Raw genomic sequence first — 13,818 nt, 5'->3', positions numbered from 1 at the left:
AAGCAGAGGTGACGCACGGTCATATGTGGAAGGACACCCCGACCCCTGGTACGGCTTCTGACCATTCCAGTGCTTTTGAGAGGGGGGCACGCATCAACCGCTCCGCCACCTGAACGAGTGAACATCACTCCGGAGTTGACGAACAAGTCTCCCCCGGGCGCCGCAGTCCACACCGGGATCACCGGCTGGAACTTCCGCCCGGGCTTTGGCAGGATGCCCGCCCGCACCCGGCGCGGAGCCACTCCTTCCGCTCAAGCCTCCCCGCTGACCTGCCGGTACCGCCCAACGCCACGATCGTGCAGGCCCCGTGAAGGCGTCGTGCAGACTGGCCGTATGCGCATCGAACTCGCCTCGGTCCCCGGTAGTCCCGAGCGCCCCAACGAGGACTGGGCAGCCACCGCACTCCCCGCTTCCGGCGGGGGTGGCACGTTGGTTCTGCTCGACGGAGTCACTCCGCCACGCGGGGACGACGGTTGTGTGCACTCCGTGCCCTGGTTCACCGCGCGGCTGGGCGGATCGCTGGTCGAACTGTCGGGTTCGCGGCGGGATCTGACGCTCACCGAGATCCTCGCCGAGTCCATTCGGCGCACCGCCGACACACATCGCACCCTGTGTGACCTTTCTCACGTACGCACCCCCCAGGCGACCGTTGTCGTGGTGCGCTGGGACGGGGAAGAGATCGAACACCTGGTGCTCTCCGACTCCGTACTACTGTTCGAGTCGCCGGACGGAACGGTGCGCGCGCTGCTCGACGACCGGCTCGACCGCCTGCCGCCGGGCTCGCTGGCCACCGAGGCGATCGCCGATACGCGGGCACGGAACAAGGAGGGCGGCTTCTTCACCGCCGCCGCAGACCCCGGGGTGGCTGTCCGCGCCGTGACCGGGCGGACGCCGCTCACCGAGGTGCGGGCGGTGGCCGCGCTGACGGACGGGGCGAGCCGCTGGACGGAGATGTTTCATGAGGGCGACTGGGCGGCCTGCCTCGCAGTGCTCCACAAGGAGGGCGCACAGGGGCTGATCGACCGGGTCAGGGCGCTGGAGGACGCGGACACGGAGCGTGCACACCTGCGGCGCAGCAAGACGCACGACGACGCGACGGCGGTCTACGTGGTGCTGTAGGTCACCCGGGTGCGGGACCGGCCCGCGCCCGCGGCGTGGGCGGTCTCCCGGGGGCGGGGCCAAAGAGCACCCGGGGGCGCCCGGCCGGGCCGGTTCGGGCCCGGCCGGCGTCAGCCCTCGGCCCGCGCGTTCAATTGGTGCAGCAGCCGCGCCAATTCCGCCACCTCGGTCCGGTCCCAGTCGGCGAGCTTGCTCACGTACCGGTCGCGGCGCGCGTCACGGACGCTGCGGAAGCGCGCAAGCCCCTCGTCGGTGAGATGGACGAGGAAGGCCCGCCCGTCGGCCGGATCGGGCTCGCGCGCCACCAGTCCGAGCTCCTCCAGGGCGCGCAGTTGACGGCTCATGGTCGCCTTCCCCACGCCGAAGTACGCGGCGAGGTCGGTGGCCCGCTGCCGCCCCACCGACTCCAGCCGCACGAAGAGTCCGTAGGCCGCGGCCTCCAGCTCGGGATGGACCTCCCGCGCCATCTCACCGGAACTGGCCCGCGCGCGGCGCAGAAAGACAGCCAATTCCCGCTCCAGTGCCAGGAATTCGTGGTCTGCACCACTTCCTCCGGTCGCGCCGGGTTCACTACCGCTTTCGCTCCCGTGCACGTCAACACTCCTCATGAGCTTTCCTGCCGCTGAAAATTTCTTGCGCCGCCGGTCATCGCCGCAGCTCCGCCAGTATTTCGCAGGCGTAGACCAACGGCACCGCCCAGGCCCTCTTCCGTCGCACGGGTCTACGTGCGTAGCGTCATTACTGACATGTCCACACCACGGCATGTCACAGGGGGGCGCCGAGCCGCCCCCCTGGTCTGCAGATCCCCCCACCGAGGCCTCGGAGGCACGCACATGCCCGTGCACAGATCCGGATCCGGAACGACCCGTCGCTCACGCCTGGCGGCACTGGGAACCCTCCTCGCAGCACTTTCGCTTCTGCTCACCCTGCCCGGCGCGGCCATCGCGGCCGACTCCCCCACGGCTGCCGCCAAGAAGCCCGCGCGCGGTTCGGCCACGATGGGCATGGGCGTCGTCGCCCACGACGGCCGGGGCGGCCTGCCGGGCGACACGCTTGTCGCCCAGACCGAAGGCGTGGACGTCAGCAGCCACCAGGGCAACGTCGACTGGGCGACCCTCTGGAACAGCGGCGTCCGGTGGGCCTACACCAAGGCCACCGAGGGCACGTACTACACGAATCCCTACTTCGCGCAGCAGTACAACGGCTCGTACAACGTCGGCATGATCCGCGGCGCGTACCACTTCGCCACCCCGGACACCACGAGCGGCGCCACCCAGGCCAACTACTTCGTGGACCACGGGGGCGGCTGGTCGAGGGACGGCAAGACGCTGCCCGGCGTGCTCGACATCGAGTGGAACCCGTACGGCGCGCAGTGCTACGGCAAGACGCAGGCCGGCATGGTCTCCTGGATCCGCGACTTCGTGAACACCTACAAGGCGCGCACCGGGCGTGACGCGGTCATCTACACCGCGACCAGCTGGTGGACGACCTGCACCGGGAACAATGCGGGCTTCGGCACCACCAACCCGCTGTGGGTGGCCCGTTACGACACCACGGTCGGCGCGCTCCCGGCCGGCTGGGGCTACTACACGATGTGGCAGTACACGTCGTCCGGCCCCTACGTCGGCGACCACAACCACTTCAACGGCGCCCTCGACCGCGTACAGGCACTCGCCAACGGCTGAGCCTCCGCATTCCGGAGCCCCGGTGACGCACCCCGTCACCGGGGCTCCCGCATGCCTGCACCGTCACCCCCACCCCCGGCACTATGCACTCGACGTATACGCTCTATGTATAGTCCCTGAGCGTCGCACGCCGTGTGCGTTGTTCAGTCGTGAGGGAGTGTCGTGATCATGCCCAGGAAGTCGAAGCCGATCGGTACGGGGGCGGCCGTCGCTCTCGTGACGGCAGTCACTCTCACGCTGAGCGGCTGCTTGATGCAGACCACGGCCCCGGGCTCGGCGCGAGCGGACGCGGCCTCCGACGCCAAGGGCTCGTTCGGTCCGGTGGACTGCCGCAAGGCGAAGTGCATAGCGCTGACCTTCGACGCGGGGCCCGGCGAGGACACCCCGCACCTGCTGGACATCCTCAAGGAGAAGAAGGTGCACGCCACCTTCTTCCTGCTCGGCAAGAACCACGTGCTGAAGCACCCCGACACGGTGCGCCGCATCGAGGCGGAGGGCCACGAGGTGGCCAACCACACCTGGTCGCACAAGATCCTGACGGGCCAGAAGCCCGCCGTCATACGTGCCGAGCTGGAGAAGACGCAGGACGCGATAGCGAAGATCACCGGCAAGAAGCCGCGGCTGATGCGCCCGCCGCAGGGCCGTACCGACGACACGGTCTCCGGCATCAGCAAGGACCTGGGGCTCTCGCAGATCCTCTGGAGCGCCACCGCCAAGGACTACTCGACGACCGACTCCGCACTGATCAGGAAGCGGATACTCGACCAGGCGAGCAAGGACGGCATCATCCTGCTGCACGACATCTACAAGGGGACCGTGCCCGCGGTGCCGGGCATCATCGACGCGCTGAAGGAGCGCGGCTACACCCTGGTGACGGTGCCGCAGCTGATGGCCCCCGCCGAGCCGGTGCCGGGGGCCGTCTACCGCCCCTGAGCCGTCACGACGCGCAGCAGGGTCCCGGCGCCGGTGTCCTTGAGCCCGGTGCCGTCCCGGTTCACCCGGCGCACAGCGAGCCGCCCGTCATCCACCCCCTCGCCGGCCGGGCGCGCCACGGAGTCGACGGGGACGGCGGTCCGGTCTGCGGGCCGCGGCGGCAGCGTGGCCTTTCCGCGCCCCGCCCGGAAGCGGAGCAGCACGCTCCGGCACCCGGACAAGCGGAACGGCCCGCACCGCCCTCTCGGGGGCGCGGGCCGTCCGACCGGCCGCGCACGTCGTGCCACGCCCGTCACGCCATGGCGCTCACGCCGCGGCCGGGACCCTCTCCTCCGCTCCGGCCGTGGCCGGGGCGAGGGCGATCTCCAGCACCTGGCGGACATCCGTCACCGGGTGGACATCCAGCTTCTCCAGGACCTCCGCCGGGACGTCGTCCAGATCGGCCTCGTTCCGCTTGGGGATCACCACGGTGGTGATACCGGCCCGGTGGGCGGCCAGCAGCTTCTGCTTCAGCCCGCCGATCGGCAGCACCCGTCCCGTCAGCGACACCTCACCGGTCATCGCCACATCCGTACGGACGAGCCGTCCGGAGAGCAGCGAGGCCAGTGCCGTCGTCATCGTGATACCGGCACTCGGACCGTCCTTGGGCACCGCGCCCGCCGGGAAGTGGATGTGCGCTCCCCGGTCCTTGAGGTCGGCGACGGGCAGTTCCAGCTCGGCGCCGTGCGAGCGCAGGAAGCTCAGCGCGATCTGCGCGGACTCCTTCATGACGTCGCCGAGCTGACCGGTGAGGGTCAGTCCGGCCGCGCCGGTCTCCGGGTCGGCCAGCGACGCCTCGACGAACAAGACGTCGCCACCGGCGCCGGTCACCGCGAGTCCGGTCGCCACGCCCGGCACCGCGGTGCGGCGCTCGGCCGGGTCCTGGGCGGACTCGGGGACGTGGTGCGGCCGTCCGACGAGACCCCGCAGGTCCTCGTCGGTGACGGTGAACGGGAGCTCCCGGTCGCCCAGTTCGTGCTGGGCCGCGACCTTGCGGAGCAGCCGGGCGACGGCCCGCTCCAGGTTGCGTACGCCCGCCTCACGGGTGTACTCGCCGGCCAGCTTGCGCAGCGCCGACTCGTCGAGCGTCACCTCACCCTTCTCCAGACCGGCCCGCTCCAGCTGGCGTGGGAGCAGGTGGTCGCGGGCGATGACGACCTTCTCGTCCTCGGTGTAGCCGTCGAGCCTGACCAGCTCCATGCGGTCGAGCAGCGCCTCCGGGATGGCTTCCAGGACATTGGCGGTGGCCAGGAAGACGACGTCGCTGAGGTCGAGTTCGACCTCCAGGTAGTGGTCACGGAAGGTGTGGTTCTGCGCCGGGTCGAGGACTTCGAGGAGCGCCGCGGCCGGGTCGCCGCGGAAGTCGGAGCCGACCTTGTCGATCTCGTCGAGCAGGACGACCGGGTTCATGGAACCGGCCTCCTTGATGGCGCGGACGATGCGTCCGGGGAGCGCGCCGACGTACGTACGCCGGTGGCCTCGGATCTCCGCCTCGTCCCGCACACCGCCGAGCGCGACGCGGACGAACGTGCGGCCCATGGCGTGCGCGACGCTCTCACCGAGGGACGTCTTGCCGACGCCGGGCGGTCCGACGAGGGCCAGCACCGCACCGCCCCGACGCCCGCCCACGACCCCGAGGCCGCGTTCGGCACGGCGCTTGCGCACCGCGAGGTACTCGGTGATCCGTTCCTTCACGTCCTCCAGGCCCGCGTGCTCGGCGTCGAGGATCTCCTTGGCCGCGCGGATGTCGTACGCGTCCTCGGTCCTTTCGGTCCACGGCAGTTCGAGGACGGTGTCCAGCCAAGTTCGGATCCAGGAGCCCTCGGGGCTCTGGTCGGACGAGCGCTCCAGCTTGCCGACCTCCTTGAGCGCGGCCTCACGGACGTGCTCGGGAAGATCGGCGGACTCGACGCGCGCCCGGTAGTCGTCGGACTCGTCCTCCGCGTCGCCGTTGAGCTCGGACAGCTCCTTGCGTACGGCTTCCAGCTGGCGCCGCAGCAGGAACTCGCGCTGTTGCTTGTCGACGCCCTCCTGGACGTCCTTGGCGATGGACTCGGCGACGTCCTGTTCGGCGAGGTGCTCGCTGAGCCACTGGATGGCGAGCTTCAGCCGGGCGACCGCGTCGGCGGTCTCCAGGAGCTGCACCTTCTGAGTGGTGGTGAGGAACGGTGAGTAACCCGAATTGTCGGCAAGCGCGGAGATGTCGTCGATCTGCTGGACCCGGTCCACGACCTGCCAGGCGCCGCGCTTCTTCAGCCAGCTGGTGGCGAGGGCCTTGTACTCCTTGACCAGCTCGGCGGCGACGCCGGGGAGCGGCTCGGGAGCCGAGACGTCCACGCGGGTCCCCTCGACCCAGAGCGCACCTCCGGGCCCGGTGGTTCCGGCCCCGATCCGTACGCGGTCACGGCCGCGGATGAGGGCGCCCGGGTCTCCGTCGGAGAGCCGGCCGACCTGCTCGACGGTGCCGAGTACACCGGTCCCGGTGTAGGTCCCGTCGATCCGCGGCACCAGCAGCACCTCGGGCTTGCCGCCACCCGGACGGGCGGCGGCCTGAGCAGCCTCGACAGCGGCCCGGACATCGGTGTCGGACAGGTCCAGAGGAACCACCATTCCGGGCAGCACCACCTCGTCGTCGAGTGGCAGCACAGGCAAGGTGAGCGGAGTGACCGCGTTGGACTCAATAGCCATGATCTCCCCTTCGGCAGTCAACTTGAGCTATGCAGACTCAATGCTCCTGACCGACCCAATGTTCCCGGAGCCGTGTTCGCTCTCAGCGATCTCCTGCCACCCGTCCGTCACCTGCGCAAACCACTCGGCAGCCGCGGCGCGCAGCTGCACAGCGCCTACCTCTACGGCAGCATTCCGCGCGGCACGGCGATTCCCCCGCGTCCCCCGCGTCTCCGGTCCGGACCTGCTGCTCGCCCTGCGCGCCGAACCCACCGTGGCGGACCGGGCCGCGGCCCGGTCCTGCCAGGCCGCGCTGAACGCCTCGTCCGACCTGATCGACGACGTCGGCATCCCGGAGGCACCGACCCCCCGTAGCGTGGCGGCGTACGCGGCCGGCGGGGCGCTCCTCGTGGTGCGCGGCGCACGGCCGGAGCCCGTGTGACCACTCCTTTCACCTCCCTGCGCCCCGGACGGATCCGGCAACTCGCTGGTCCCGGCCGCGCGGCCGGGCGAGGATGGCAGGGACTCACCCAACCCTCTACCGGAGACCGAGGACATGCCCACCGCCGACCGCCGCACCGCCCACAGCCCCGTCACGCTCGACCGCCGGGAAGGACCATACGGAGAGGTAGTCCTGCGGGAGCGGGGTGACGACTTCGAGATCATCGCCAACGGCTGCTTCCTGATGGACACGGCGGACGGCCGCTCCGAGCGGCTGCTGATCGACGCGGCGCTTGCCGCGCTGCCCGCCGGGCGGCCGGACCCGGCGGTGCTGATCGGCGGTCTCGGGGTCGGCTTCTCCCTCTCCCACGCGGCAGCCGAGCCGCGCTGGGGGCGGATCGCGGTCGTCGAGCGGGAGCAGGCGATCATCGACTGGCACCGGGGTGGCCCGCTGGCCCGGATCACCGGTGCCGCGCTCGCCGACCCGCGGACCAGGATTCTGGCGACGGATCTGGTTGCGTACCTCCGCACGACTACGGACCGTTACGACGCGTTGTGCCTGGACATCGACAACGGACCGGACTGGACCGTCACCGACGACAACGGCAGCCTGTATTCGCCCGCCGGTCTCGCCGACTGCCGGGAGCGGCTGAATCCGGGCGGAGTACTCGCGGTCTGGTCCGCGCAACCGTCCGCCCACTTCGAACAGGCCTTGCGCAATGCCGGATTCAGCGGCGTAAGGACGGAAGAGGTACAGGTTGCCCGAGGTGTGCCCGACGTGGTTCATCTCGCACTTCGGACCGCCTGAGGACGCCCATCGGGCATGCACGGCCCCCGGACGCTCGGGGGCCAAGCGCCACAAGGCAGACACTCCGCCTCCTCCTTGGGTCCAACCCGTTCCTGTGCCGTTACACCCTGCGTAGCCGGGAGCCGTCCGGTGGCTTTACGCTGCTGACCGGCAAACGGGATCACCCATGAAATTCACAAGCGAAGACCGTGCGTCCGGGGGATTGGCCCCCGCGAGAACGGGCAGGGCGGGGCGATGGAACAAACACACACCACCCACAACGGTGTCGCGGCGACCCCGGGCGCGCAGCGCCGGGTACTGGTGGTCGAGGACGACGCGACGATCGTCGATGCCATCTCCGCCCGCCTGCGGGCCGAGGGCTTCCTGGTGCAGACCGCGCTCGACGGCCCCGCGGCCGTCGACGCGGCCGAGTCCTGGCAGCCCGACCTGATGGTGCTCGACATCATGCTGCCGGGCTTCGACGGCCTGGAGGTGTGCCGCCGGGTGCAGGCCACACGACCGGTGCCCGTGCTGATGCTGACCGCCCGGGACGACGAGACCGACATGCTGGTCGGCCTCGGTGTCGGCGCGGACGACTACATGACCAAGCCGTTCTCGATGCGTGAGCTGGCCGCCCGGGTGCATGTCCTGCTGCGCCGGGTGGAGCGTGCCGCCCTGGCCGCGGTGACACCGCGCAGCGGCATCCTTCGCCTCGGCGAACTGGAGATCGACCACTCACAGCGCCGGGTGCGGGTGCGCGCCGAGGACGTCCACCTCACGCCGACCGAGTTCGATCTGCTGGTCTGCCTGGCCGGCACACCGCGCGCGGTGCTCTCCCGGGAGCAGTTGCTCGCGGAGGTCTGGGACTGGGCGGACGCCTCCGGCACCCGTACCGTCGACAGCCACATCAAGGCGCTGCGCCGGAAGATCGGTGCGGAGCGGATCCGCACCGTGCACGGTGTCGGTTACGCCCTGGAGACCCCGGCTCCATGACCCGGACCGGCTCGCGACTGCGTCCTTTCTCGGTCAAGGCCAAGCTGGGCACGCTCGTCGTGGTATCGGTGTTCATCACGACCGGACTGCTGATGGTGGCGGTGCGCACCAGGACCGAGCTGCGGTTCATCACCGTGTTCTCGGTGATCGCGACGCTGCTGATCACGCAGTTCGTGGCGCACGGTCTGACGGCGCCGCTGGAAGAGATGACGAAGGTCGCCCGGTCGATCTCGCACGGCGACTACACCAGACGGGTGAGGGGCGCCGACCGGCGTGACGAGCTCGGCGACCTGGCGCAGACGATCAATCTCATGGCGGACGATCTGGAGGCCGTGGACCGGCACCGCAAGGAGCTGGTGGCCAACGTCTCGCACGAGCTGCGTACGCCGATCGCGGCGCTGAGAGCGGTGCTGGAGAACGTCGTGGACGGGGTCTCCGCGGCCGATCCGGAGACGATGCGCACGGCGCTCAAACAGACGGAGCGGCTCGGCAGGCTGGTGGAGACGCTGCTGGACCTCTCCCGGCTGGACCACGGGGTGGTCACTCTGAAGGCCCGCCGCTTCGAGGTGTGGCCATATCTCTCGGGCGTCCTGAAGGAAGCGAACCTGGCCGCTTCGCACCGCCGGCTCTCCTCCGGCTCCGGGAACCACAGCCGCAAGGACGTACATCTGCATCTGGATGTGTCGCCGCCCGAGCTGACCGCGCATGCGGACGCGGAGCGGCTCCACCAGGTGGTGGCCAATCTGATCGACAACGCTGTGAAGCACAGCCCGCCGCACGGTCGGGTCACGGTGCGGGCACGGCGCGGCGCGCAGCCGGAGTCGCTGGATCTGGAGGTCCTGGACGAGGGCCCGGGCATCCCCGAGTCCGAGCGGCACCGGGTCTTCGAGCGGTTCAACCGGGGCGAGGTGCCGTCCCCGCACGGTCCGGGCAGCGACGGCGGCACCGGTCTGGGGCTCGCGATCGCCCGCTGGGCGGTGGATCTGCACGGCGGCCGCATCGGCGTGGCTGAATCAGCTCGCGGCTGCCGGATCCAAGTCACTCTTCCGGGGATCCCTCAGCCACGCAGTTGACATAGGGTTCGAAGCGGAAGGGCGCGTTCTACGTGTCGTCCCACGAGGGGGGTACGGTCCACCTGGCCGTAGCCACGGCCTCGCGTACCCGGACTGAAGCGGAACCAAGCTTGTTTCCCGCCATTTCCTGCATCGAAACCCGCTCTTTGATGTGACATGCACGACGAAGACCGGCCCGGCCTGCATGGAACGGTCAGGGAGGCGTAGCCTTGATTTCCGCTGTCCATCACCTTGTGAAGCGGAAGAGGGCGGTTGCCGCCGTGTCGTCTCAGTCCCCCAGTAACTCAAGCATCTCGACCGACCAAGCCAGCCCGGGCACGAGCCCGGCTGCGGCTTTCGGCCCCAATGAGTGGCTCGTCGACGAGATCTACCAGCAGTACCTCCAGGATCCCAATTCGGTCGATCGCGCCTGGTGGGACTTCTTCGCCGACTACAAGCCGGGTACGTCCGGCACGGCGGACAAGCCCGTTCCCGGCGCCGCACCCGCGGGGGCTGTGGTGCCCCCGGCCGCCACCGCGCCGACCGCGCCGGCGCAGGCCCCGGCCGCCGTCCCGGTGAAGCCCGCGGCTGCCGCTCCGGCCGCTGCCCCGGTGGCCCCGGCTGCGCCCGCCGCTCCGGCCGCGAAGGCCGCCGCGCCCGCCAAGGCGGCCCCGGCCACTGCCGCCGAGGGCCCCGAGTACGTGACGCTGCGCGGCCCGTCCGCCGCCGTGGCGAAGAACATGAACGCCTCCCTGGAACTGCCGACGGCCACGTCCGTCCGCGCCGTTCCGGTGAAGCTGCTCTTCGACAACCGCATCGTCATCAACAACCACCTCAAGCGCGCCCGCGGCGGGAAGATCTCCTTCACGCACCTCATCGGGTACGCGATGGTGCAGGCCCTCAAGGCCATGCCGTCGATGAACCACTCCTTCGCGGAGAAGGACGGCAAGCCGACCCTGGTCAAGCCGGAGCACGTCAACCTCGGTCTGGCCATCGACCTGGTGAAGCCGAGCGGCGACCGCCAGCTGGTCGTCGCGGCCATCAAGAAGGCCGAGACGCTCAACTTCTTCGAGTTCTGGCAGGCGTACGAGGACATCGTCCGCCGCGCGCGCATCGGCAAGCTCGGGATGGACGACTTCACCGGAGTCACCGCATCGCTGACCAACCCCGGCGGCATCGGCACCGTCCACTCGGTGCCCCGCCTGATGCCCGGACAGGGCCTCATCATGGGTGTCGGCGCGATGGACTACCCGGCGGAGTTCCAGGGCACCTCCCAGGACACGCTGAACAAGCTGGGCATCTCGAAGGTCATGACCCTGACCTCGACGTACGACCACCGGGTCATCCAGGGCGCCGCCTCCGGCGAGTTCCTGCGGATCGTGTCCCAGCTCCTGCTCGGCGAGAACGAGTTCTACGACGAGATCTTCAAGGCGCTGCGCATCCCCTACGAGCCGGTCCGCTGGCTCAAGGACATCGACGCCTCGCACGACGACGATGTCACCAAGGCCGCGCGGGTCTTCGAGCTGATCCACTCCTACCGGGTCCGCGGCCACGTCATGGCCGACACCGACCCGCTGGAGTACCGCCAGCGCAAGCACCCCGACCTGGACATCACCGAGCACGGCCTCACCCTGTGGGACCTGGAGCGGGACTTCGCGGTCGGCGGTTTCGCCGGCAAGACGCTGATGAAGCTCCGCGACATCCTCGGTGTGCTGCGTGAGTCGTACTGCCGCACCACCGGCATCGAGTTCATGCACATCCAGGACCCGAAGCAGCGCAAGTGGCTCCAGGACCGGGTGGAGCGTCCGCGCCCCAAGCCGGAGCGCGAGGAGCAGCTGCGGATCCTGCGCCGCCTCAACGCCGCCGAGGCGTTCGAGACGTTCCTGCAGACCAAGTACGTCGGCCAGAAGCGGTTCTCGCTGGAGGGCGGCGAGTCCGTCATCCCGCTGCTCGACGCGGTCATCGACTCCGCCGCCGAGGCCCGCCTCGACGAGGTCGTCATCGGCATGGCCCACCGTGGCCGTCTGAACGTCCTGGCGAACATCGTCGGCAAGTCGTACGCGCAGATCTTCCGGGAGTTCGAGGGCAACCTCGACCCGCGGTCGATGCACGGCTCCGGCGACGTCAAGTACCACCTGGGCGCCGAAGGCACCTTCACCGGCCTGGACGGCGAACAGATCAAGGTCTCGCTGGCCGCCAACCCCTCGCACCTGGAGGCGGTCGACCCGGTCCTCGAGGGCATCGCCCGCGCCAAGCAGGACATCATCAACAAGGGCGGCACGGACTTCACGGTCCTGCCCGTCGCGCTCCACGGCGACGCGGCCTTCGCGGGCCAGGGCGTCGTCGCCGAGACGCTCAACATGTCGCAGCTGCGCGGCTACCGCACCGGCGGTACCGTGCACGTGGTGATCAACAACCAGGTCGGCTTCACCGCCGCCCCGGAGTCCTCCCGCTCCTCGATGTACGCCACCGACGTGGCGCGCATGATCGAGGCGCCGATCATCCACGTCAACGGTGACGACCCCGAGGCCGTCGTCCGGGTGGCCCGGCTGGCCTTCGAGTTCCGGCAGGCATTCAACAAGGACGTCGTCATCGACCTCATCTGCTACCGCCGCCGCGGTCACAACGAGGGCGACAACCCGGAGTTCACCAACCCGCAGATGTACACCCTGATCGACAAGAAGCGCTCGGTGCGCAAGCTCTACACCGAGTCCCTTATCGGGCGCGGCGACATCACGCTGGAAGAGGCCGAGCAGGCGCTCCAGGACTTCCAGGGCCAGCTGGAGAAGGTCTTCGCGGAGGTCCGCGAAGCCACCTCGGCTCCGGCCCAGACCCTTGTCCCGGAAGCGAAGCCCGAGTTCCCGGTCGCCGTCACCACCGCGGTCTCCGCGGAGGTCGTGAAGCGGATCGCCGAGTCCCAGGTCAACATTCCGGAGCGGATCACGGTCCACCCGCGCCTGATGCCGCAGATGCAGCGCCGTGCCGCCTCGGTGGAGAACGGCACGATCGACTGGGGCATGGGCGAGACCCTGGCCATCGGTTCGCTGCTGATGGAGGGCACCCCGGTCCGGCTCGCCGGCCAGGACACCCGCCGCGGCACCTTCGGTCAGCGCCACGCGGTCCTGGTCGACCAGGTGACCGGCGAGGACTACACCCCGCTGCTCTACCTCTCCGAGGACCAGGCCCGCTACAACGTCTACGACTCGCTGCTCAGCGAGTACGCGGCCATGGGCTTCGAGTACGGCTACTCGCTGGCCCGCCCGGAGTCGCTGGTCATCTGGGAGGCCCAGTTCGGTGACTTCGTCAACGGCGCGCAGACCGTCGTCGACGAGTTCATCTCCTCGGCCGAGCAGAAGTGGGGCCAGACCTCCGGCGTCACGCTGCTCCTGCCGCACGGCTACGAGGGCCAGGGCCCGGACCACTCGTCCGCCCGCCCGGAGCGCTTCCTCCAACTGTGCGCGCAGAACAACATGACGGTCGCCATGCCGACGCTCCCGTCGAACTACTTCCACCTCCTGCGGTGGCAGGTGCACAACCCGCACCACAAGCCGCTGGTCGTCTTCACCCCGAAGTCGATGCTCCGCCTCAAGGCGGCGGCGTCCAAGGCGGAGGAGTTCACCACCGGCGGCTTCCGCCCGGTGATCGGCGACGACTCGGTCGACCCGAATGCAGTCCGCAAGGTCGTCTTCTGCGCCGGCAAGGTCTACTACGACCTGGATGCCGAGCGTGAGAAGCGCGGCGTCAAGGACACGGCGATCATCCGGCTGGAGCGTCTGTACCCGCTGCCGGGTGCTGAGCTGCAGGCCGAGATCGCCAAGTACCCGAACGCCGAGAAGTACCTCTGGGCCCAGGAGGAGCCGGCCAACCAGGGTGCCTGGCCGTTCATCGCCCTGAACCTGATCGACCACCTGGACCTGGCCGTCGGCGCCGACGTCCCGCACGGTGAGCGCCTGCGTCGCATCTCGCGGCCGCACAGCTCCTCCCCGGCGGTCGGCTCGGCCAAGCGCCACCAGGCCGAGCAGGCGCAGCTGGTCGCCGAGGTCTTCGAGGCCTGACCGGCAGCTGTACGTACGGAGGGCCCGGCCCCGCGAGTGATCGCGGG

Annotated in this window: 11 protein-coding genes; 8 read left to right on the top strand and 3 right to left on the bottom strand. The window is 69.8% G+C overall.

The window, feature by feature from the left end; genetic code table 11:
- Nucleotides 1-333 precede the first annotated feature (333 nt).
- The gene (locus tag ACNPQM_RS30355) at nt 334-1,119 is read left to right on the top strand and encodes a hypothetical protein (RefSeq protein ID WP_418086466.1); all 786 of its coding nucleotides are present in this window, start codon (nt 334-336) and stop codon (nt 1,117-1,119) included.
- A 110-nt stretch (nt 1,120-1,229) separates the two neighbouring features.
- Here the strand turns inward: ACNPQM_RS30355 and ACNPQM_RS30350 are convergent, their stop codons facing one another.
- On the bottom strand, nt 1,230-1,727 hold the full coding sequence (locus ACNPQM_RS30350) for a MarR family winged helix-turn-helix transcriptional regulator (protein ID WP_418086465.1): 498 nt from the start codon (nt 1,725-1,727) through the stop codon (nt 1,230-1,232).
- 225 nt (nt 1,728-1,952) lie between these two features.
- Between ACNPQM_RS30350 and ACNPQM_RS30345 the strand changes: the two genes are divergently transcribed.
- Both ACNPQM_RS30345 and ACNPQM_RS30340 read left to right on the top strand, forming a co-directional pair.
- Nucleotides 1,953-2,804 (top strand): lysozyme, encoded by an 852-nt coding sequence (locus tag ACNPQM_RS30345; protein WP_418086464.1) that lies wholly within the window; start codon nt 1,953-1,955, stop codon nt 2,802-2,804.
- A 168-nt stretch (nt 2,805-2,972) separates the two neighbouring features.
- Nucleotides 2,973-3,737 carry a polysaccharide deacetylase family protein gene (locus tag ACNPQM_RS30340; protein WP_418086463.1) on the top strand — a complete coding sequence of 255 codons (765 nt, stop codon included), beginning with the start codon at nt 2,973-2,975 and terminating at the stop codon, nt 3,735-3,737.
- Here the strand turns inward: ACNPQM_RS30340 and ACNPQM_RS30335 are convergent.
- Both ACNPQM_RS30335 and lon read right to left on the bottom strand, forming a co-directional pair.
- Nucleotides 3,725-3,940, bottom strand: coding sequence for a hypothetical protein (locus tag ACNPQM_RS30335; RefSeq protein WP_418086462.1), 216 nt, complete (start codon nt 3,938-3,940; stop codon nt 3,725-3,727). The genes ACNPQM_RS30340 and ACNPQM_RS30335 overlap by 13 nt on opposite strands.
- 103 nt (nt 3,941-4,043) lie before the next feature.
- Nucleotides 4,044-6,464 carry an endopeptidase La gene (gene lon, locus ACNPQM_RS30330; protein ID WP_418086461.1) on the bottom strand — a complete coding sequence of 807 codons (2,421 nt, stop codon included), beginning with the start codon at nt 6,462-6,464 and terminating at the stop codon, nt 4,044-4,046.
- A 40-nt stretch (nt 6,465-6,504) separates the two neighbouring features.
- On the opposite strand from lon, the gene ACNPQM_RS30325 reads away from it, so the two are divergent.
- The 5 genes from ACNPQM_RS30325 to ACNPQM_RS30305 all read left to right on the top strand — a co-directional run bounded on the left by ACNPQM_RS30325 (nt 6,505) and on the right by ACNPQM_RS30305 (nt 13,771).
- Nucleotides 6,505-6,885: a hypothetical protein gene (locus ACNPQM_RS30325; protein WP_418086460.1), complete on the top strand. Its 381-nt coding sequence runs from the start codon at nt 6,505-6,507 to the stop codon at nt 6,883-6,885.
- Between the two features lie 114 nt (nt 6,886-6,999).
- A complete protein-coding gene (locus ACNPQM_RS30320) occupies nt 7,000-7,692 on the top strand; it encodes a spermidine synthase (protein WP_358863164.1) in 693 nt (230 codons plus the stop codon).
- Nucleotides 7,693-7,926: 234 nt separating this feature from the next.
- Nucleotides 7,927-8,664: a response regulator transcription factor gene (locus ACNPQM_RS30315; RefSeq protein ID WP_358863165.1), complete on the top strand. Its 738-nt coding sequence runs from the start codon at nt 7,927-7,929 to the stop codon at nt 8,662-8,664.
- Nucleotides 8,661-9,737 (top strand): HAMP domain-containing sensor histidine kinase, encoded by a 1,077-nt coding sequence (locus ACNPQM_RS30310; RefSeq protein ID WP_358863166.1) that lies wholly within the window; start codon nt 8,661-8,663, stop codon nt 9,735-9,737. Before ACNPQM_RS30315 ends, ACNPQM_RS30310 begins: the two co-directional genes overlap by 4 nt.
- Before the next feature lie 260 nt (nt 9,738-9,997).
- Complete coding sequence (locus tag ACNPQM_RS30305; protein ID WP_418086459.1) at nt 9,998-13,771, top strand: multifunctional oxoglutarate decarboxylase/oxoglutarate dehydrogenase thiamine pyrophosphate-binding subunit/dihydrolipoyllysine-residue succinyltransferase subunit; 3,774 nt, start codon at nt 9,998-10,000, stop codon at nt 13,769-13,771.
- The last annotated feature ends 47 nt before the right edge of the window (nt 13,772-13,818 follow it).

The sequence above is a fragment of the Streptomyces sp. NPDC056231 genome (genome assembly GCF_048270745.1).
Lineage (GTDB): Bacteria > Actinomycetota > Actinomycetes > Streptomycetales > Streptomycetaceae > Streptomyces.
Note: the sequence above shows the minus strand (reverse complement) of the source record. Positions and strands in the feature narration are given on the sequence as shown.

What these genes read in the sequence shown, in the direction of transcription:
- ACNPQM_RS30345 (WP_418086464.1), top strand. Translation starts at nt 1,953, where the DNA reads ATGCCCGTGCACAGATCCGGATCCGGAACGACCCGTCGCTCACGCCTG.
- ACNPQM_RS30355 (WP_418086466.1), top strand. Translation starts at nt 334, where the DNA reads ATGCGCATCGAACTCGCCTCGGTCCCCGGTAGTCCCGAGCGCCCCAAC.
- ACNPQM_RS30320 (WP_358863164.1), top strand. Translation starts at nt 7,000, where the DNA reads ATGCCCACCGCCGACCGCCGCACCGCCCACAGCCCCGTCACGCTCGAC.
- ACNPQM_RS30310 (WP_358863166.1), top strand. Translation starts at nt 8,661, where the DNA reads ATGACCCGGACCGGCTCGCGACTGCGTCCTTTCTCGGTCAAGGCCAAG.
- ACNPQM_RS30340 (WP_418086463.1), top strand. Translation starts at nt 2,973, where the DNA reads ATGCCCAGGAAGTCGAAGCCGATCGGTACGGGGGCGGCCGTCGCTCTC.
- ACNPQM_RS30325 (WP_418086460.1), top strand. Translation starts at nt 6,505, where the DNA reads ATGCTCCTGACCGACCCAATGTTCCCGGAGCCGTGTTCGCTCTCAGCG.
- ACNPQM_RS30315 (WP_358863165.1), top strand. Translation starts at nt 7,927, where the DNA reads ATGGAACAAACACACACCACCCACAACGGTGTCGCGGCGACCCCGGGC.
- lon (WP_418086461.1), bottom strand. Translation starts at nt 6,464, where the DNA reads ATGGCTATTGAGTCCAACGCGGTCACTCCGCTCACCTTGCCTGTGCTG.
- ACNPQM_RS30350 (WP_418086465.1), bottom strand. Translation starts at nt 1,727, where the DNA reads ATGAGGAGTGTTGACGTGCACGGGAGCGAAAGCGGTAGTGAACCCGGC.